Source organism: Rhizocola hellebori, assembly GCF_016862955.1.
Taxonomy (GTDB): domain Bacteria; phylum Actinomycetota; class Actinomycetes; order Mycobacteriales; family Micromonosporaceae; genus Rhizocola; species Rhizocola hellebori.
The window spans coordinates 91,533-110,134 of record NZ_BONY01000025.1 but is presented as its reverse complement, the minus strand read 5'-3'; the positions used below and the strand labels follow the sequence as shown (position 1 = coordinate 110,134).

At 65.0% G+C, this 18,602-nt stretch carries 17 protein-coding genes; 11 read left to right on the top strand and 6 right to left on the bottom strand.

Annotation, left to right across the window (positions count from 1 at the left end):
* Nucleotides 1-166: 166 nt before the first annotated feature.
* The 3 genes from Rhe02_RS21465 to Rhe02_RS21455 are packed head-to-tail and all read right to left on the bottom strand — an operon-like array spanning nt 167 to nt 2,694.
* Nucleotides 167-1,321: a hypothetical protein gene (locus tag Rhe02_RS21465; protein WP_203910084.1), complete on the bottom strand. Its 1,155-nt coding sequence runs from the start codon at nt 1,319-1,321 to the stop codon at nt 167-169.
* Nucleotides 1,318-1,635: a PadR family transcriptional regulator gene (locus tag Rhe02_RS21460; RefSeq protein WP_239123961.1), complete on the bottom strand. Its 318-nt coding sequence runs from the start codon at nt 1,633-1,635 to the stop codon at nt 1,318-1,320. The genes Rhe02_RS21465 and Rhe02_RS21460 overlap by 4 nt, the downstream gene beginning before the upstream one ends.
* Before the next feature lie 39 nt (nt 1,636-1,674).
* Nucleotides 1,675-2,694, bottom strand: a complete 1,020-nt coding sequence (locus Rhe02_RS21455; protein WP_203910083.1) for a LacI family DNA-binding transcriptional regulator — start codon at nt 2,692-2,694, stop codon at nt 1,675-1,677.
* A gap of 152 nt (nt 2,695-2,846) precedes the next feature.
* Here Rhe02_RS21455 and Rhe02_RS21450 point away from each other — a divergent pair, with 152 nt between their 5' ends.
* From Rhe02_RS21450 to Rhe02_RS21405, 10 genes are all read left to right on the top strand, one after another.
* Entirely contained in the window at nt 2,847-4,565 is a 1,719-nt protein-coding gene (locus Rhe02_RS21450) for an ABC transporter substrate-binding protein (protein WP_203910082.1), read from the top strand.
* Between the two features lie 9 nt (nt 4,566-4,574).
* The gene (locus Rhe02_RS21445; protein ID WP_203910081.1) at nt 4,575-5,570 is read left to right on the top strand and encodes an ABC transporter permease; all 996 of its coding nucleotides are present in this window, start codon (nt 4,575-4,577) and stop codon (nt 5,568-5,570) included.
* The gene (locus Rhe02_RS21440) at nt 5,567-6,406 is read left to right on the top strand and encodes an ABC transporter permease (protein ID WP_203910080.1); all 840 of its coding nucleotides are present in this window, start codon (nt 5,567-5,569) and stop codon (nt 6,404-6,406) included. Before Rhe02_RS21445 ends, Rhe02_RS21440 begins: the two co-directional genes overlap by 4 nt.
* 4 nt (nt 6,407-6,410) lie before the next feature.
* Nucleotides 6,411-7,361: an ABC transporter ATP-binding protein gene (locus Rhe02_RS21435; protein WP_203910079.1), complete on the top strand. Its 951-nt coding sequence runs from the start codon at nt 6,411-6,413 to the stop codon at nt 7,359-7,361.
* Nucleotides 7,361-8,149 carry an ABC transporter ATP-binding protein gene (locus Rhe02_RS21430; protein WP_203910078.1) on the top strand — a complete coding sequence of 263 codons (789 nt, stop codon included), beginning with the start codon at nt 7,361-7,363 and terminating at the stop codon, nt 8,147-8,149. Before Rhe02_RS21435 ends, Rhe02_RS21430 begins: the two co-directional genes overlap by 1 nt.
* Nucleotides 8,146-10,503, top strand: a complete 2,358-nt coding sequence (locus tag Rhe02_RS21425) for a glycoside hydrolase family 2 protein (protein ID WP_203910077.1) — start codon at nt 8,146-8,148, stop codon at nt 10,501-10,503. The genes Rhe02_RS21430 and Rhe02_RS21425 overlap by 4 nt, the downstream gene beginning before the upstream one ends.
* A 10-nt stretch (nt 10,504-10,513) precedes the next feature.
* Entirely contained in the window at nt 10,514-12,448 is a 1,935-nt protein-coding gene (locus Rhe02_RS21420; RefSeq protein ID WP_203910076.1) for a cellulase family glycosylhydrolase, read from the top strand.
* 181 nt (nt 12,449-12,629) lie between these two features.
* Nucleotides 12,630-14,015, top strand: a complete 1,386-nt coding sequence (locus Rhe02_RS21415; protein WP_203910075.1) for a cellulase family glycosylhydrolase — start codon at nt 12,630-12,632, stop codon at nt 14,013-14,015.
* A gap of 164 nt (nt 14,016-14,179) precedes the next feature.
* On the top strand, nt 14,180-14,365 hold the full coding sequence (locus Rhe02_RS21410; protein ID WP_203910074.1) for a hypothetical protein: 186 nt from the start codon (nt 14,180-14,182) through the stop codon (nt 14,363-14,365).
* Nucleotides 14,366-14,408: 43 nt separating this feature from the next.
* Entirely contained in the window at nt 14,409-15,617 is a 1,209-nt protein-coding gene (locus Rhe02_RS21405; RefSeq protein ID WP_203910073.1) for a hypothetical protein, read from the top strand.
* Here Rhe02_RS21405 and Rhe02_RS21400 read toward each other — a convergent pair.
* Together Rhe02_RS21400 and Rhe02_RS21395 are read right to left on the bottom strand one after the other, a co-directional pair.
* Nucleotides 15,610-16,203 carry a nucleoside/nucleotide kinase family protein gene (locus Rhe02_RS21400; RefSeq protein WP_203910072.1) on the bottom strand — a complete coding sequence of 198 codons (594 nt, stop codon included), beginning with the start codon at nt 16,201-16,203 and terminating at the stop codon, nt 15,610-15,612. The genes Rhe02_RS21405 and Rhe02_RS21400 overlap by 8 nt on opposite strands.
* A 1-nt stretch (nt 16,204) precedes the next feature.
* A complete protein-coding gene (locus Rhe02_RS21395) occupies nt 16,205-17,290 on the bottom strand; it encodes a M24 family metallopeptidase (RefSeq protein WP_203910071.1) in 1,086 nt (361 codons plus the stop codon).
* Between the two features lie 187 nt (nt 17,291-17,477).
* On the opposite strand from Rhe02_RS21395, the gene Rhe02_RS21390 reads away from it, so the two are divergent.
* Nucleotides 17,478-17,909: a type II toxin-antitoxin system Rv0910 family toxin gene (locus Rhe02_RS21390; RefSeq protein WP_203910070.1), complete on the top strand. Its 432-nt coding sequence runs from the start codon at nt 17,478-17,480 to the stop codon at nt 17,907-17,909.
* 26 nt (nt 17,910-17,935) lie between these two features.
* On the opposite strand, the gene kstR is transcribed toward Rhe02_RS21390, so the two are convergent.
* Nucleotides 17,936-18,559: a cholesterol catabolism transcriptional regulator KstR gene (gene kstR / locus Rhe02_RS21385; protein ID WP_203910069.1), complete on the bottom strand. Its 624-nt coding sequence runs from the start codon at nt 18,557-18,559 to the stop codon at nt 17,936-17,938.
* Nucleotides 18,560-18,602 lie beyond the last annotated feature (43 nt).

Here is an 18,602-nt window from a genome sequence, read left to right as displayed (position 1 = left end):
GCAGTCCCCGATCATGAACTCGCCGCCGCACAGGTCGGCGTCGAAGAGCTCGGTCACGGCCATGGCAGGCAGCTTGCCATAGTCAGGTCAGTCCTGGGGAGCCGCTGGAACGGTAAGGATTTCGACGGACCTGTTGATCAATCCCGCCACGTCGCCGGGGCCTTGTTCATTCCGCCCACCTTGGTGCAGCGTCTGGAACCACGTGGGCCTTTTGGCCGCGCGTCAGTGCGCCGAGGCCGGCGCCGACCAGAGCGGAAGGAAGCCCGATCACGATGATGGCGCCCAGCACCCAGAACAGTGCGTTGCCCAGGTTTTGACCGACCGGACCGGGTTCGCCGTCGAGCAGCAGCCCGGGTCTGATGGTGTAGCGACGCAGCGCTTCGTAGAGGAACACGGCGTAGGCCAGGGCCGCACTGGTGCTGATCGCCCACACGCCGACGTAGACGCCGGAGCGAAACGATCGGCCTGCTGATGCCGCCGCGAACGAGGCGAGGGGGAAAACGATGGCTGACCCGGAGACCAGCCACATGATGGCCAGCAACTGCATGGTCTGCTGAGTCCCGGGTTCAAGCTGTGGGTGATAGCCGGCCCGCAGCAGGGTGAGGTAGCCCGCAGCGTAGACGAGTGCGACGCCGATGCCCAAATAGGGTGCCAGCCGGTTGGTACGCGGTGCGGCGACGGCGATCCATAGGCCCCCGGCCAGGACGGCGGCGAGGAATATCCCTCCGAATATGGACAGGTGTTCAGCGGCGGTCGGCTGCCGGACCATGAACGTGACGGTCATCGTGACGGCCGCGGCCACCGCACCGCCCAACAGCAAGGTCGCGACAGGTGCGGGCATGCGCACCCGGCGGGAGTAGGCGATCGCCAGCATCACCATGACGCCGATGATCCCGGCGAAGGATGCCGCGAAGACTCCCAGCCCAGGCACTGCCGCGCCGGTCGCCCATCCAGCGGTCACGCCCCCCGCCACCACAACCGCCGTCACTGGGGCGAGGACCGGCCAACGGCCAATCGGCGCCAGCCATAGCGCGGCAGCGGCGCTGCTCGAGGCGAACTGCCAGCGGGCCCGCCGCCCCTCTATCCCGGCCAGCTCGGCGATCATCGCCACGCCCCAGTCGCGTCGGCGATCGGGTAGCGTCGCCACCGCCGCCGTGAGCAACCGATCTGGAAAGTCCATTGTGGACAGAGCCCGTCCACCGGTCCACCGGTGCAACAACAGCCCAGCCACGATCAACAGTGCCAGCGGGAAACACAACACCAATGCCGCGATCGCGGCCGTGACCGCGGCGGTCCGGAAGGTCCTTGTGTTCGGATTCATGCGCCCTGCCACCTCACTTTCAGTGCCGAGCTTGGGGATGCCGCTGCTGCCGCGGCGAGTTCGGTGGCCAGGGCCCGACCGGCGCCGGTCAGCCGGTAGAGGTGGCGTGGGGGCCGGCCGGCCGGAACATCGTTGTCCCAGGCCGTCTCAAGCAGACCCCGGTCGGCCAACCGCACCAGGATCGGATAGAGCGAACCAGGTTTGAGCCCCAGCTGCCGGCACAGCTCGTAGCCGTAGCGCCAGGTAGAGGGCTCGTGGGCCAGCGCCAATACCACCGCTGTGGTCTGCGGGGAAGGCCGGCGAGTACGCGTCACGCGCTTAACTCTATATAGTCAGAGTTAGGCGGTCAACGACTAGGCGCGGCGAGGTGGGGCGGTGCTGCCGCGCGGGGTCAGCCTCGAGGGCTCGGCTTGGAAGGAAGCGGTCGGCTCGTGGGCGATGGCGGCGAGCAGGGTGCGGGCTGCCAGCGCCCCGTAGGCGGGGATGTCGCGCCCGAGCGCGGTCAGCGCAGGGTGGACAAGCTGGCACAGCGGCGAGTCGTCCCACGCGACTATGGAAAGGTCGCCCGGCACGGCCAGGCCCATCTCCTGGGCCACGCCGAGGCCCGCAATGGCCATGACGTCGTTGTCGTAGATGATGCCGGTCGGCCGTCTGCTGTTGCTCAGCAGGCGTCGCGTCGCGCGGGCGCCCTCTTCGCCGCTGTAGTCGGAGGAGACCGTGATCGCCTCGGTCATCCCGAGCCGCTTGCTCGCGTCGGCGAAGGCTTGGCTGCGGATCTCGGTGTGCAGCAGGTCGGGCAGGCCGCCCACTCGGGCGATGCGCCGATGGCCAAGGGCGGCAAGGTATTCCACCGTCTCGACGAGCGCGGCCGCGTCGTCTGACCAGACGCTGGAGAGGTTGCCGGTATGGGTGGGCCCGCCGATCACCACCGCGGGAAGCTGGAGCTTGTCCAGCACCGGGATCCGCTCGTCGTCGACCCTCAGGTCACAGATGAGCACGCCGTCGACGCGCCTCTCGCCCCACCACCGGCGGTAGACGGCCACCTCGTCCTCGACCGTGGCCACCACTTGCAATGTCAGCGCATAGGACCGCGCTGACAGCTCGCCCTCCACACCGCTGATCAGCTCCATGAAGAACGGCTCGATGCCGAGGATCCGCGCGGGACGGCGAAGCGCCAGACCGATGGCGTTGGAGGTGGCGGCCGAAAGCGCGCGCGCAGCGCTGTTGGGGTTGAAGCCGATTTCCTCAGCGATGGCGAGGATGCGCTGGCGCGTTGCTGGGCTCACCCCGGGTTGTCCGTTGAGCGCATAGGACACAGCACCCTTGGAGACGCCCGCCCGCTGGGCGATGTCGGCGATGGTGGGCCGCTTCATGGCGATCACTGTACTCGGTTAAGCAACCGGGATAACAGTTTGGTAGCGCTCCCATCAATGTGTGTTCCATGTATTGACGAACGACTACGTCCGTGTTTCTCTGGTGTAACTTATCCGGTTCAGTAGGCATCGAAGAAATGAGGAAGGTAACGATGCGAAGCCGGTTAGCGCAGTTCGCAGCCGTGTTGCTAGCGGTCAGCATGACCGCTTCGGCCTGCCCGGGCGATTCCAAGACTCCGGATAACCCGGCCGGTGCAGGCGGATACCCGCGAAACGAGACGCTCTATACCAGCGGCACCCAATGGGGCCCGCCGAACAGCTGGAACCCGGTCGTGCCCTCGCACGCCATGGGGACGGTCGGCCTCGCCTACGAAACACTGTTCCTCTTCGACGCGGAGAAGCTGGTGCTCACCCCCTGGCTGGCCGAGAAGGGCGAATGGACCGACAGCAAGACCTACACCCTCACCATTCGCGAGGGCATCAAGTGGGGTGACGGCAAGCCGTTCGTCGCCGACGACGTGGCTTACACCGCAGAGCTCGGCAAGATCAAGGCCGTGCCCTACAGCAACCTTTGGAACTGGCTGGGCAGTGTGCAGGTGGTGGATCCGCGGACGGTCAAGTTCACGTTCACCGACACCCGGTACCAAGAATGGGACAACTGGCTTTATGAGAACGCCATCGTTCCCAAGCACATCTGGTCCACCCGGTCGGAGAAGGACATCACCACCTCGGCCAACGAAAAGCCGATCGGCACCGGCCCGTACGAGTACCTGACGCACGACCAGGACCGCATGGTCTGGCAGAAGAAGTCGGAGTGGTGGGCCACCAAGGCGCTCAAGCTTGAGGTCAAGCCCAAGTACATCGTGGACATCGTGAACTCCAGTAACGAGGTCGCGCTCGGCCTTCTGCTGCAGGGCAAGATGGACCTGAGCAACAACTTCCTTCCCGGCGTCGCCAACCTCGCGTCTGGCAAGTTCAACATCAAGACCTACTATCCCGAAGCGCCGTACATGCTTTCGGCGAACACAGCGGTCCTGATTCCGAACACCACCAAGGCGCCGCTGAACGATGCCGCGTTCCGTAAGGCCCTCGCCTCCTCTGTCGACACGAAGAAGATCGTCGAGGGCGTTTACGGCAAGATTGTCAAGCAGTCCAACGCCACCGGCCTTTTGCCGACGTGGGACAGCTATGTCGATCAAGCGGCCGTTTCGGAGCTCGGCTTCAAGTTCGACACCGCGGGAGCGAAGAGCATCCTGGCACAGGCCGGTTACACCGATCGCAACGGTGACGGTTTCGTCGAGACGCCAAGCGGTGCCCCGATCAAACTGTCGCTCATAGTTCCGGCCGGCTGGACCGACTGGATGGAGTCCATCCGCGTGATCAGCGCCGGCGCCCAGGCAGCCGGGATCAACGTGGTGCCCGAGTTCCCGGACTCGGGTGCGCTCGACGACGCGCGTACCGCAGGCAACTTCGACCTGGTCATCAACAACTGGACCGAGGTCAGCAACACCCCCTGGACCTGGTACAACTACATCTTCCAGATGCCTGTTCAGGCGCAGCAGTTCAACGCCAACTTCGAGCGCTACTCCAACCAGCAGGCGTGGGATCTGGTGCAGAAGCTGTCCCGCACGGCGAGCAACGATCCCGCTTTCAAGACCACGCTCAGCGAGCTGCAGAAAATCTCGCTGCGTGAGCTGCCGGTGATCCCGCTTTGGTACAACGGATTGTGGGCGCAGGCCAACGACACGGTCTGGACCAACTGGCCCTCCTCGGCCTCCGGCGCGCCGAAGCACTTCCCGACCACCTGGAACAACTTCTGGGAAAAGGGATCCATCTACATGCTTTGCGACCTCAAGCCCGTCGGAAAGTAGGAGCTCGCGATGCACCGGTACTTCGGGCGTAAATCGCTCATCTACCTGCTGACGTTCATCGTTGCGGTGACACTCAACTGGCTGATACCGCGGTTTATGCCCGGAGATCCGGTGCTGCGCATGCTGACCCGCAGCTCGGTGTCCAATCCAGAGTCACTCGCGCCGATGCGCGAGTACTACGAGAACGTCTTCGGCCTCGACGTCCCGCTCTGGCAGCAGTACCTCAACTATTGGTCAGAGCTGTTGCAGGGCAACATGGGGATCAGCGTCTGGTTGTTTCCCGCTCCGGTCACCGGGGTCATCCTCAAGGCGGTGCCCTACACCTTGGCCCTGCTCATCCCCTCGATCCTGTTGAGCTGGGTGGCCGGGAACAAGGTGGGGGCGCTTGCCGCTCGGCGCAAGTGGCTCGACAACACGGTGCTGCCGCTGGGTTACGTGCTCACGGCGACACCCTATATGTGGCTGGGCATCCTGCTTGCCTGGAGCCTCGGCATAGTCATGGGCATCTTCCCGATCGCGGGTGGCTATAGCTTCGCGTTGCGGCCAAGCTTCACCGTCGGCTTTATAGCCAATGCCTTCACCCATTGGTTCCTGCCCTTCCTATCGCTCTTTCTGGTGGCGTTCGGCGGCTGGGCGATCGGCATGCGAAACCTGATCATCTACGAGCTGGAAGCCGATTACGCCAACTATCTGGAGGCCCTCGGCACGCCGAGAAAGCTGATTCGCCGATACGCCTTCCGCAACGCCATGCTTCCGCAGTTGACCGGTTTGGCTTTGCAATTGGGGGTACTGGTCGCAGGCGCTCTGGTGACCGAGATTGTCTTTGCCTACCCGGGCCTGGGTTACCTGATCCTGCAAGCGATCCAGAACCAAGACTTCTTCCTGCTGCAGGGCGTCTTCCTGTTCATCGTGATCGGCGTTCTGCTGGCGAACTTCATCATCGACATCATTTATGTCCTGGTGGATCCGCGGACGCGGACCGGTTTGCAAGGTGGGACAGCATGAGAACCGAGCTATATTTCGCCTTCCGCAACCGCAAGGTGGTCGGCGGGTTCGCGGTGATCCTCGCCTTCCTCCTGCTGGGCCTCATCGCCCCGCTCTTCACCGACCACGGCCCCAACGACTATGTGGGCCCCCCGGCCGCGCCGCCGTCGGGCGAATACTGGTTCGGCACCACCACCTTCGGGCAGGACATCTTCCTGCAGTTCGCCAACGGCCTGCGTTCCACGTTTCTCGTCGGCCTGCTCGGCGGCGGGATAGCGGCGATCGTGGGTATGACGATCGGGTTCGTCGCCGGGTATCGCGGTGGGATAGTCGACGAGGCGCTCAACATGCTCACCAACATCGTCCTGGTGTTGCCGGCGCTGGCGGTGCTGATCATCCTGCACACCTACATCGGGATCAAAAGCGTTCCCGCCCAGGCACTTTTCATCGGCCTCTTCTCTTGGCCGTGGGTGGCTCGGGCCGTGCGGGCGCAAACGCTTTCGCTGCGTTCACGCGAGTTCGTCGACCTGGCCCGGCTCTCCGGGCTGCGGCCGCTGACCATCATCCGCCGCGAAATAGCGCCGAACATGAGCTCCTACCTGCTGCTGACCTTCATCCTGCTCTTCGGCGGGTCGGTGCTTTTCGCCGCGACGCTCGACTTCATCGGTCTGGGCCCGACGGAATCTATCTCGCTGGGCCTGATGATGAACAACGCTGTGCAGTGGAGCGCGCTCCATTTAGGACTGTGGTGGTGGTTCGTCCCGCCCGGGCTCGGCATCACCGCCATCGTCGGCGCGCTCTATGTCATGAACGTCGGCCTAGACGAGGTGTTCAATCCCAAGCTGAGGGAGATGTGAGCCGGTGGGCCTGCGAGTTGAGAACCTCCGGGTGTATTACCGGACCATGCGCGGCGACGTCAAAGCCCTCGACGGGGCCACCTTCGAGGTGGCCGATGGCGAGATCATGGGCCTGGCGGGCGAGTCGGGCTGCGGCAAGTCCACCCTGTCGAAGAGCCTGATCCGCCTGGACAGCCGGATGAAGCTGGTGGCGGGAAGCGTCGAGCTTGACGGGAAGATGCTGCCGCTCACCGATCACGAGGCGATGAACAAGTACAGGTTCGCCGAGGTGTCGCTGATCCCGCAATACGCGATGAGCGCGCTCAACCCGACCCGCAAAATCGGGAAAATGATCGCCGAGCTGGTCCGCTCCCGCGGCTTTTCCTATCGCGTCCTGCTCCCCGAGCTGGAGAGGCGCCTGGCGCTGGTGGGCCTGTCCCCAGACGTTCTGAACAACTACCCGATCGAGCTTTCGGGCGGGATGAAACAGCGCACGGTGATGGTGCTCTCGACCCTGCTCGATCCCTCGCTGCTCATCGCCGACGAGGTCACCTCGGCGCTCGACGTGTCGACCCAGCGGGCGGTGGCCGAAACCCTGGTCCAGTTCCGCGATCGCGGCTTCGTCAAGAGCATGATCGTGGTGACCCACGACTTGTCGCTGGTTTACCAGATCGCCGACACCATCATGGTGATGTACGCCGGGAAGCTGGCTGAAAAGGCTCCGGCCGACAAGGTCGTCAAAGAGCCCCGCCATCCCTACACGCGGCTGCTGATCTCATCGCTGCCCGAGGTGGGCGTGCGGTACGCGGAACGTCGGCTCGTCGGGATCCCGGGCCGCCCGCCCGGCCTGCTCGACCCGCCCAGCGGGTGCCGGTTCCGCGATCGGTGTCCGCTCGCGTTCGACAAATGCGCGGAGGAGCCGCCCTTCGTCGAGGTGGAACGCGGCCACGAGGTCGCCTGCTGGAAGGCGATGTGATGCTGACGCTGGAAGCGATTTCCAAGGTTTACAAGGTGGGCGCCTTCGGCGGCCGGGAGCTGACCGCTGTCCAGGAGGTGAGCTTCGCCGTTGGCCCGGGCGAGGTGGTGTCGCTGATCGGCGAGAGCGGCAGCGGCAAATCGACGATCGGGCGGATGGTGCTGCGGCTGGCCTCGGTCACCAAGGGCCGCATAGTCTTTGACGGCACAGACGTCTCCCGCCACACCGGCGCGCGCCTGAAGGCCTACCGCAAGAAGGTTCAGGGCGTCTTCCAGGACCCGTTCAGCAGCTACAACCCGATCTTCAAAGCCGATCGCGTGCTGCATATGATCCGGGATTCCTTCTTCCCGGGCGTTTCCGCGAGCCAGTGGCGCACAAAGCTGGAGGAGTCCCTGGACGCGGTTCGCCTCGATCCCGGCCAGGTGCTCGGAAAGTATCCGCATCAGCTCAGCGGCGGGCAGCTGCAGCGGTTACTCATCGCGCGGGCGCTCCTGCTGGACATCGAGCTGCTGGTGGCCGACGAGATTATCAGCATGCTCGACGCTTCCACCCGGATAGATGTGCTGAACCTGTTGGCAGAGCTCAAGGAGCGCGGCCTCGGCATCCTGTTCATCACCCACGATCTGTCGCTGGGGCACTACCTCAGCGATCGCTCGGTGATCCTGCGCCGCGGCGAGGTCGTGGAGATCGGCCCGACCACCGAGGTGTTCGCGAATCCGAAGCACGACTACACCAAGATGCTGTTGGCCTCAGTGCCGCAGCTGCACCGGAAATGGGACATGGCATGACTTCCTACCGTCCGCTCGACGAAGGCTGGACATTGTCGGGCGCGGGATACGACCGGGTTTCCGCACGGGTGCCGGGCTGTGTGCATCTCGACCTGATGAGCGGCGGTCACATCCCCGACCCCTATCTGGGCGACAACGAGAGCGACCTCGACTGGATAGGCAAAGCCGAATGGACCTACCGCACCACGTTCGAGTGGCACGACGATGGCTCAGACTTTGTCGATCTGGAGTGTGACGGGCTCGACACGCTGGCCTCCATAGAGCTCAACGGGGTTGGGGTCGGGCAGACCGCCAACATGCATCGGCGTTATCGCTTTGCCGTCAAAGAGCTTCTTCAGGTGGGTACCAATGAGCTGTCTATAACGTTCGGCTCCGTTTACCCTTACACCCAAAAGTGGCAGGAAGAGCTTGGAGCACGGCCCGCGGCCTACACCGAGCCTTACAACCTGGTCCGGAAGATGGCCTGCAACTTCGGCTGGGACTGGGGCCCGACCCTGGTCACGGCGGGAATTTGGCGGCCGATCGGGCTGCGCTCGTGGTCGGTGGCGCGCCTGGCCGAAGTCCGTCCACTCACGACGGTGACTTCCGGTTTGGGCACGGTCGATGTCCAGGTTCGGCTGGACGGGGAAGGGCCGCTCATCCTGAGCGCGACCATCGGGGGCCAGGCCGCACAGACGGAGATTCCATCCGGCCACGCTGAGTCCTCGGTCACGCTGACAGTGACCGATCCGCGGCTGTGGTGGCCTCGCGGCTACGGCGAGCAGGCACGTTACGTGCTCGAAGTGGTGTTGTCGGATGCTTCGGGGAAAAGGCTGGACAGCTGGTCTCGCCCGATCGGGTTTCGCTCGGTGCGGCTGGACACCACTCCCGACGAGCACGGGACCCCGTACACCTTGGTGGTCAACGAGGTGCCGGTCTTCGTCCGCGGCGCGAACTGGATTCCCGACGATTGTTTTCCGTCCCGGATCACCCGCGATCGGCTCGCCCAGCGGCTGACCCAGGCCTGCCAGGCGAACCTGAACTACTTGCGAATCTGGGGCGGCGGCCTCTACGAGTCGGAGGAGTTCTACGATCTGGCCGATGAGTTCGGCCTCATGGTCGGGCAAGACTTCCTCTTCTCCTGCGCCGCGTACCCGGAGGAGGAACCCTTCGCCTCGGAAGTGCTGGCCGAGGCAAGAGACAACGTCGCGCGGCTCACGCCGCACCCTAGTTTGGTCCTGTGGACGGGAAACAACGAATGTCTCTGGGGCCACGCGGACTGGGGCTGGCCGGACCAGCTCGACGGCAAGTCGTGGGGGAGCGGCTACTACCATGAAACGCTGCCAAAGGTAGTGGCGCAGCTGGACCCCACGCGTCCGTACTGGCCGGGCAGCCCCTACTCCGGTTCGCCGCAACTGCATCCCAACGATCCCGCGCACGGCAGCATGCACATCTGGGACGTCTGGAACACCCATGACTACACCCAATATCGTGCCTACACCCCACGATTCGTCGCCGAATTCGGCTATCAAGCGCCTCCGGCGTTCGCCACCCTGGCCAAGGGTGAGCACCAGAAGGCGATCGACGGAGCGCTGAAGCTGCAACGGGGCCTCGACGCCCACCTGCCGCCACCCAAAGACAGCGATGACTACCTCTACTACACGCAGGTGAACCAGGCGCGGGCGATAACCCTTGGTGTAGAGCGGTTCCGGGCGTTGAGCCCGATCTGCATGGGTGCCATCGTCTGGCAGCTCAACGACTGCTGGCCGGTGACCTCCTGGGCGGCCATCGACGGCGACGGCCGGCTCAAGCCGCTCTGGTACGCCCTTCGCAACGCGTTCGCCGACCGGCTGATCACGATCCAGCCGGATCTGTCCGTGGTGGCGGTGAACGACTCGCCCGACCGATGGACCTCGCGGCTGACCGTATCGCGACTGGGTCTGGACGGATCGAAATTCGGTGAGATGACGGCGAATCTCGACGTCGCGCCCAGGGCTTCGGCGACCGTCCGGCTGCCCGCCGATGTGTGCATGCCTGGCGATCCAAAGGGTGAGCTGTTGGTGGCCGAGACCGAAGGCTACCGCACGTTTCATTTCTTCGCCGAAGACCGCGAGCTGGCCTATCCCGCCGCGGCCTACCAGGCCGATGCCGAGCCGGTCCATGGCGGAATGAAGGTGACCGTGACCGCCCGCACCATCCTGCGCGATCTATGCCTGTTCCCCGATCGACTCGATCCAGCGTCCACTGTGGACAACGCATTGGTGACGCTGCTTGCGGGCCAGACCACCACCTTCTTTGTCCGCACCGATCAATCCCTTGACCCGGCGGCATTGACCTGCAGGCCGGTGCTGCGCTGTATCAACGACTTCCTCTAGGAGGGTCGCAATGAAACCTGTGACGCTAGTGGCGATTGCCGCCCTGGCGCTGAGCCTGGGCGCAGCCGTCCCGGCCAGCGCCGGGCAAACGGCTTCCGGCTTTGTCACTCGGCACGGCTCCGATTTGAAGCTTGACGGCAAACAGTTCCGGTACTCCGGAAGCAACAACTACTACCTTATGTACAAATCTCCGCTCATGGTGGACGACGTTTTCGCCGATGCCAAGGCCGCGAAGTTTAACGTTATTCGCACCTGGGGGTTCCTCGACATCGGCAACCAGGACGGGTCCAACTCGGTGCGGGGCAAGCAGGACGGCATCTACTTCCAGTACTGGGACGGGGATTCGCCCGCGTACAACGACGGTCCCGACGGTCTGCAAAAGCTCGACTACGTGCTCTGGTCGGCAAGGCAACACGGCATCAAGCTCATCATTCCGCTGACCAACAACTGGAACGACTTCGGCGGCATGGATCAGTACGTGCGGTGGGCGGGCGGCCAATACCACGACGACTTCTATTCCAGCGAGACGATCCGCGGCTGGTACAAGGACTGGATCAGTCACGTCCTGACCCGGGTGAACCCGCTGACCGGTGTCGCTTACCGCGACGACCCCACGGTGATGGCCTGGGAGCTGGGCAACGAGCCCCGATGCCTTTCCGCCGGGGCCTACCCGCGCTCGCCGAACTGCACCACCCAGACGCTCGTCGACTGGGCCGACGTCATCAGCCGCCACCTCAAGTCGGTGGCCCCCAAGCAGCTCGTCGACGTCGGTGACGAGGGCTTCTTCTGTGACGACCCGGCACAGGCGGACTGGACCCGCAACTGTGGCGAAGGCGTCGACACGCTCGCCTTCACCCGCCTGCCGGCCATCGACATGCTCTCGTTCCACATCTACCCGGCCGCCTGGGGCAAGGATCTGCCGTGGACGCTCGATTGGATCAAGCGCCACGTCCGGGAGGCCAACCGGATAGGCAAACCCGTGCTGTGGGGCGAGTTCGGCTGGCTGGAGAAGTCCACCCGCAACACCGTCTACAAGCAGTGGACCGACCTGTTCGACAGCGAGGGCGGCGATGGCTGGCTGTATTGGATCCTCTCCGGTGTCCAGGACGACGGCTCGCTCTACCCGGACTACGACGGTTTCACCGTCTACTGCCCGTCGCCGGTCTGCATCACGCTGACCAATGCCGGTGACGAGCTGAGGGGGCCGCAGCGCTCGCGTCCGCCGGTGGCCGATCACGACACCGCGATCGTGGAGTTCAACCAGCCCGCCACTTTGCATCCGGCCAGCAATGACGTGGCTTACCGCACGTACCTCAAGCCCGACACGATCCGGATCACGGAACCGGCCGGCGGCACGTTCACCCTCGGCTCAGGCGGGGCGGTGACCTTCACGCCGACGGAAGGCTTCGTGGGTCGTGCCACGGCCAAGTACACGATCCGTGATGCGGCCGGGCGCACCTCCAACGTGGCCGAGCTGTCGGTGAACGTCAAGCCGGACCCGACCGCCGCGATTCCCATTGCCACCTTCGAAACCGGGACGCAGGGCTGGGCGCCGGGTAATTGGATGCCCGACGCCGGAGTGCTCACCCAGACCGCCGACTTCCATCCCGAAGGCGCCCATGGTCTGCACCTCGAGGTGACCGCGGGACACTGGTTCGGGGTCAGCTTCGCCGAGCCGCTTGACCTGTCGGCGAAGTCGGAGATCGCTTACGAGCTGCGCACCGGCGCCAGCGGGACGTCGGTCTCCCTCGCCATCCAGGCTGGGCCGTCGTTCACATGGTGCCAGTCGCCGTTCCCGTTCATCCAGCCGAACACGACCACCACCATCAACGTCGGTTTGCTGACCGATCTGTCGGCGTGCGCCGGCATGTTCGCCGACATCCGTGTCCTCTACATCTTCTTCAACCCGGGTAGCTACGACATCGACAATGTGCGGGCGCTGTAGTGCTGAACCGGGTAGCTATGGGAGCGCGACCATACTATGAATACTGAGCAAATCGCTTACTGAACCGGTTCTGTAAACCCTTGCGCGTCCCGTGGGTGTCTGGCTATGCTGAGCCCCGACAGACACCCACGGGAGCCGGGTGGCCATCTCATGCTGACCAACTGCTTCCCAGAGGTGGATCATGAAAGCTCGGCTCATCATCGCCAGCCTCAGCGCGATCGCGATGACGCTCCTCGTTTCTGTGTTCGTAGCCATCCAGCCCGCCCAAGCCGCAGTGGGCCTGCGGATCACCAATGGACGGCTGGTCGAGGCGAACGGCACCCCATTCGTGATGCGTGGCACCAGCCATGCCCACGTCTGGTACCAGAGCCAGACCAGTTCATTTGCCAATATCAAGTCCTTGGGCGCCAACACTGTTCGCGTGGTCCTCAGCGGCGGGCGGTGGACCCCGATCAACGGGGTCAGCGACGTCGCGAACATCGTCAGCCTGTGCAAAGCCAATCGCCTGATCTGCGTCCTGGAAAACCATGACACGACAGGCTTCGGGGAACAACAGAACGAGTGGACCCTGGACCGCGCGGTCGACTACTGGATTAGTGTCCAAAGTGCACTGACCGGTCAGGAGAACTACGTCCTGATCAATATCGGCAACGAGCCCTACGGCAACAACAACGTGGCGGGCTGGACCCAGGCGACCACCAACGCGATCGCCCGGCTGCGCAACGCCGGCTTTGACCACACCATCGTCGTCGACGCACCAAACTGGGGCCAGGACTGGCAGTTCACCATGCGCGACAACGCTCAGGCCGTCTTCAACAGCGATGTCGACCGCAACACCCTCTTCTCCATTCACATGTACGGAGTCTTCGACACCGCCGCGGAAATCAACGCCTATCTCGACTCGTTCCGCACCCGCAACCTGCCGATCATCATCGGCGAGTTCGGCTTCAACCACTCCGACGGCAACCCGGACGAGGACACCATCATGGCTCAGGCCGTGGCGCGCGGCGTCGGCTACCTCGGCTGGTCCTGGAGTGGCAACGGCGGTGGGGTCGAATACCTGGACCAGGTGACCAGCTTCAATGTCAACCAGCTCACCTCCTGGGGCCAGCGGTTGTTCAACGGCGCCAACGGAATCCGGTCGACGTCGGTACAGGCGACCATCTATGGAAACCAGTCGCCTCCGCCCACCGGCTCGCCTTCGCCGTCGCAGTCCCCGTCGCCCAGGCCGTCTCCGTCGGTGAGCCCCACGCTGAGTCCCACCTCGGGCACCAAGGCCTGCACCGCGACCTACACGCGCACCAACCAGTGGCAGGGCGGCTTCCAGGCGGACGTGAAGGTCACCGCCGGCTCCGCCGCGATTTCGAGCTGGCGGGTCACCTGGACCTGGGCCAACGGCCAAGCCATCACGCAGTTCTGGAGCGCCAACGTGACCGGAAGCGTCGTGGCCACCAACATGCCCTACAACGGCAGCCTTGGCGCCGGGCAGAGCGCTACCTGGGGCTTCCTCGGCTCCTGGAACAACGCCACCAACACCAACCCGACTCCGTCCTGCACGGCTAGCTAGGGACGGCCAAGACTGGGCGCGCCGACTCGGCGAGGGGTTCGGCGCGCCCTCCTCAGCGCTTAGCGGGCAACAAATTGGGCCAAGCAGGGCTTATGGACCGTCGCGGCCTGGATATCATCCAGATGGCTGGCGGCGGGGGACCGCTGGCGTACAAGGGGGAGACAATGTCCAGGAACGTTCCGCAGGCTCACCGGGATGACCGGAGGCGCGACGAGGCGCAGGAAGCCACTTCGCGCGAGCAGGCTGGAGTGCAGACCGAGCAGCGGGCAGGCGAGAAGCATCATGCCAAGGCGCCCAACCGCACGAAGCCGGGCGGCGCGAAAGGCAAGAACGGCAAACGGCCTCGGTGATTCCGTTGACTTAAACCTCACTTGAGGTTGCAGACTTCGGGTCATGGATGGCACGACGAAAACGGTCACCACCGTTGAGGATCTGGTGGCCGCTACTCAAGACGAATCAATGCAGCACATTTTGATCGAGGGAGAGCTTCGGCGGGTACCACCGATTGCCCTGCAACGCGGTGTGACCTTAACCGGCCGCTCTCCCTCGTCCACGCTCGCTTTCGCCGAAGGCGTCGACGGCGTCCAGCTCCACGGGGACAACGCGGTGAGCCGCCTAGGTCTGCACACCGAGCCCACCCGGCGTTCGATTTTCCTGGACCCGGCCGCCAGCGGGTCCTTCCACCTCGTCGACCTCACGGTCACCGGTCAGGTCGACCTGGCCACCTCCGCCGGGCATTTCCTCGTCGACGGCCTGCACATCACCCAGGCCGATATCCGTCATCGCCGGGAACGCCCTGAGCTGTCCGGAGTCGGTGCCATGCAGGGTGCTTTCACGCTCTGGAACACCGACCCGCGTTCCGTGGTGACCGGCACCATCCGCCGCGTAAGCGCGGGAAGCGAGCAGAACCCGATCCGCGGCAGCGGTGTTCTCGTCGCGGGCAGGCTCGAGATAGACCTTCTCGAAACCGGCTCAATCCATACCGACGGCGGAATTCCGGACGGCACGACCGATGCCATCAGCGGCGGGGTCTTCGTCGTCCACGAGGCCCATGTCGAGACCGTGCGCAACATCGGTCCGGTCACCTCGCTGGGCACGAACGACATGCTGCTCGACAACTGGGGCCGGGTAGACCGCTGGATAGCCCAAGCCCCGCTCACCTCGTTCGGGCGCAGCGGGGTCGGCTTCGTCAACTTCGGCACCGTGGACGAGTTGCGCATCCTCGCCCCGATCGAGACCCATGGCGTTGGTGCGCGCGGCTTCAACGTCTACCACCTGGAAGGCCATCCGGACGCCTCGGTCGGCACGGCCGAGTTCGACTCCATCACCACCCACGGCGACGCCGCGATCGGCATCCAGATCGCGCAGCCGATCGGGCGATTGACCATCCACAAAGGAATCCGGACCCACGGCGGCGAGGGGGAATCGCTGGTCAAAGGCGTGCTGACAAAGCTGAGCGCACACGCGTTAAGCGTTCAGCGCGGGGGCGTGATAGCCGAGCTGGAAGTCGGTGGCACGCTGACCAGCACCGGCGAAGGCGTTGTCCCGCTTCATGTGCTGGGCGAAATCAAGTCGGCCCGCCTTGCCGGTGGGCTCAGCTGACCACCAGCGCTGGATGATCCGGGTCGTTCATGCGCACCACCACATCCGCGAACGAACCCGGATCCACCTCCTGCGCGTACCGGGCGTAGGCCGGCAACGTCCAGGCCAGCTCCGGCGGCGTGCGGCGGGACAGGATGAGCCCGGACATCTGCAGGTGCACCGTCATCTCCACGTCGAGCCCCGCCCCGAGTAGAAGGTCGCCGCTGACCACGATGACCCCCTCCGGCGGCACCTCCACATACCCAGCCCGGGTCGCCCGGTCGGTGTCGGCGTTCCACAGGGTCGGCAAAACCTTGCCCGGCTTGGAAAGCACCTCACGATTGAGCGCGGCGAGATCGACCCACCGCTCGTAGTAGGAGTCCGGTTCCTCGCGCCCAAGCTCATACCGGATCGAGGCCGGCCGCAGGAAGTCCTTGGTGCGTATGTGAATCGCGAACCCGCCGCGCGACTGCAGCCGATCGACCAAGGCCTGCGCGACGCGTTCCGGCCGCGCGGGCGGCGCCCCGTCCACGGCGACCCTGGTCCGATCGCCCATTTCCCGAGCCAGATAGTCCACCAGGCTCGCCAGGTCGATGGGCTTGAACATGTCAGAGGATGGCCAGCTTGCGGCTGGAGACGTTGAGGCGTTCGCCGCCTTCTTCGGTACACACCACAATGTCCTCGATGCGAGCACCGTGCCGCCCGGGCAGGTAGATCCCGGGCTCGATCGAGAAGGTCATCCCCGGCTCGAGCACCTGCTTGGAACCGGCCACGATGTAGGGCTCCTCATGCCCCTCAAGCCCTATCCCGTGCCCCGTGCGATGCACGAAGTAGTCCCCGTAACCCGCCTCGGCGATGATGTCGCGGCCGACCGCGTCGAGCTGTTCGGCGGTGATGCCCGGCCGCACCGCGTCCACCTGGGTCACCTGCGCCCGCAGCAGCACCTCGTAATAGCGGGCGAAGTCGGCCTCGGGCTCGCCGACCGCGTAGGTGCGCGTCGAGTCCGAGCAGTACCCGTCGGCCATCGTGCCGCCGATGTCCACCACGACCGGGTCGCCGTCGGCGATCACCCGATCGGAGACCTCGTGATGCGGGCTCGCGCCGTTGGGCCCGGACGCGACGATGGCGAAGTCGGCTGTCTCGTGGCCTGCGGCCACGATCGCCTCCTTGATGTCGTGGGCCACTTCGCGTTCGGTGCGCCCGGCGCGCAGCCATTGCCCCATCTGCTCGTGCACCCGGTCGATCGCGGCCCCGGCGCGCCGCAGCGACTCCACCTCGGCCGGCGTCTTGCGCATCCTCAGCTCGCGCAGCACATCCCCGGCGAGCTGCTGCTCGGCGCCGGGCATCGCGCGCCGGAACGCCAGCACCTTTTCCGCCCACATGTGGTTGTCGAGCCCGATCCGCTTCACCCCGCCCGGCAGCCGCGAGGCCACCAGCGCGTAGGCGTCGTCGGTCTCCCGGTGCGCGACCACCTCGATGTCGAGCCCGCCGACCGCTAACGCGGCCGGCTTCTCCAGCAGCGGGACCACCAGGAACGGCTCGCCGGAGGCCGGGATGACCAGGCAGGTCAGCCGCTCAAGCGGATGGGCGTTGTAGCCGGTCAGGTAGCGCAGGTCCGCGCTGGGCGTGATGAGCAGCGCGTCGAGCCCGCTGGCCGCGGCAAGCTCTCGTGCTCGGTCGACTTTGGGTGCCACAGCTAAGAATCTAGCCCGCTTCCGGCCAAGCGGCGTTATGAAACAGGGTTCAACCGGCTGAATAAGCGCTCCACCTCTTGACCTGGGCCTGAAAAAGAAAACACGTTCTAGTATTGAATGCGGGCTCGCGGTTGCTTACCTTGGTGCCACGGCGTCGCAGGATGCCGACGCGCTATGGAGGTATGTGATGCCCAAGGTAAGTGCATCGACTCAATCAGCCGCCGGGCCGGATCAGGTGTGGCAGCTTGCCATCGATCTCCCCAGATATCCCGAATGGCTCACCATGCACGACGCCTTCACCAGCGACGTGCCCGACACGCTCGGCGAGGGCGTGGCCTACAAGCAGCGCGTCAAGATGATGGGAATGCCCGCGGAGATCGCCTGGCGGGTCACCGAGGCCGCCGCGCCCAGCAAGCTCGAGCTGTTCGGCGACGGGCCCATGGGCATCAAGTCGGTCAACCGTTTCACCATCGAGCCGGCCGACGAGGGCTGCAACATCACCTTCGAGATGGAGTTCAACGGGCCCGCCCTCAACGGGCCGATGGCCAAGATGGCGGAGAAGAACGCGGGTGTGGCCGCGGAGCAGTCGCTCGCCAAATTCAAGGCGCTATTGGGCTGACGCCCGTTCGGCGCAACGCTGGCCGCTCACTTCAGCAGAAGCCGGGCGGCCAGTTCCAGGTGGTTGACGACATCGTTGGCGGAGGCCCGCCGGGTCACCCACGCCACCAGATTGGACAGCCATACGTCGCCGATGACCCGAGCGATCGCCTTGTCGTCCTCGGAGGGTTCACCATCGTGCATCGCCTTGGTGAACATGAGCTCCATCATGCGCGCGACGGTGTTCACCTCGGTCGCCGCGGAGGGGTCGGCGAACATGAAGGCTCTGGTCATCGCCTCGGTCAGCTGGGGATCACGCTGCATCGCCCGGGTGATCCGGCCGAGGACGAACAGCATGCGCTCGTAGGCCGTCTCGCCGGGCACCGCGGTGCGGTCCATCCGCTCCTGGGTGCGCTCGAACTCGCGCGCCAAGCCGGAGACCAGCAGGTGGATCTTGGACGGGAAGTAGCGATAGAGGGTGCCCAGCGCCACGTCGGCCTTCTCGGCCACCGCTCTCATCTGCACCGCGTCGTATCCGCCTTTGGAGGCGAGCGTCAGCGTGGCGTCGAGGATCCGCTTGCGGCGGTCGCGCTGCGCGGCCGAACCGAGCTCAGCTTCGGTCGGCGCGCTCAGGGCAATGGTGCTGTTGTTACGCGTTCTCGGCGCTGCCATCGAAACCCTCTCATGCGGTGCATCCTCTTCACGAGCCTAGCAA

What these genes read in the sequence shown, in the direction of transcription:
- Rhe02_RS21455 (WP_203910083.1), bottom strand. Translation starts at nt 2,694, where the DNA reads ATGAAGCGGCCCACCATCGCCGACATCGCCCAGCGGGCGGGCGTCTCC.
- Rhe02_RS21425 (WP_203910077.1), top strand. Translation starts at nt 8,146, where the DNA reads ATGACTTCCTACCGTCCGCTCGACGAAGGCTGGACATTGTCGGGCGCG.
- Rhe02_RS21450 (WP_203910082.1), top strand. Translation starts at nt 2,847, where the DNA reads ATGCGAAGCCGGTTAGCGCAGTTCGCAGCCGTGTTGCTAGCGGTCAGC.
- Rhe02_RS21390 (WP_203910070.1), top strand. Translation starts at nt 17,478, where the DNA reads ATGCCCAAGGTAAGTGCATCGACTCAATCAGCCGCCGGGCCGGATCAG.
- Rhe02_RS21430 (WP_203910078.1), top strand. Translation starts at nt 7,361, where the DNA reads ATGCTGACGCTGGAAGCGATTTCCAAGGTTTACAAGGTGGGCGCCTTC.
- Rhe02_RS21465 (WP_203910084.1), bottom strand. Translation starts at nt 1,321, where the DNA reads ATGAATCCGAACACAAGGACCTTCCGGACCGCCGCGGTCACGGCCGCG.
- Rhe02_RS21415 (WP_203910075.1), top strand. Translation starts at nt 12,630, where the DNA reads ATGAAAGCTCGGCTCATCATCGCCAGCCTCAGCGCGATCGCGATGACG.
- Rhe02_RS21440 (WP_203910080.1), top strand. Translation starts at nt 5,567, where the DNA reads ATGAGAACCGAGCTATATTTCGCCTTCCGCAACCGCAAGGTGGTCGGC.
- Rhe02_RS21400 (WP_203910072.1), bottom strand. Translation starts at nt 16,203, where the DNA reads ATGTTCAAGCCCATCGACCTGGCGAGCCTGGTGGACTATCTGGCTCGG.
- Rhe02_RS21445 (WP_203910081.1), top strand. Translation starts at nt 4,575, where the DNA reads ATGCACCGGTACTTCGGGCGTAAATCGCTCATCTACCTGCTGACGTTC.
- Rhe02_RS21420 (WP_203910076.1), top strand. Translation starts at nt 10,514, where the DNA reads ATGAAACCTGTGACGCTAGTGGCGATTGCCGCCCTGGCGCTGAGCCTG.
- Rhe02_RS21410 (WP_203910074.1), top strand. Translation starts at nt 14,180, where the DNA reads ATGTCCAGGAACGTTCCGCAGGCTCACCGGGATGACCGGAGGCGCGAC.
- kstR (WP_203910069.1), bottom strand. Translation starts at nt 18,559, where the DNA reads ATGGCAGCGCCGAGAACGCGTAACAACAGCACCATTGCCCTGAGCGCG.
- Rhe02_RS21405 (WP_203910073.1), top strand. Translation starts at nt 14,409, where the DNA reads ATGGATGGCACGACGAAAACGGTCACCACCGTTGAGGATCTGGTGGCC.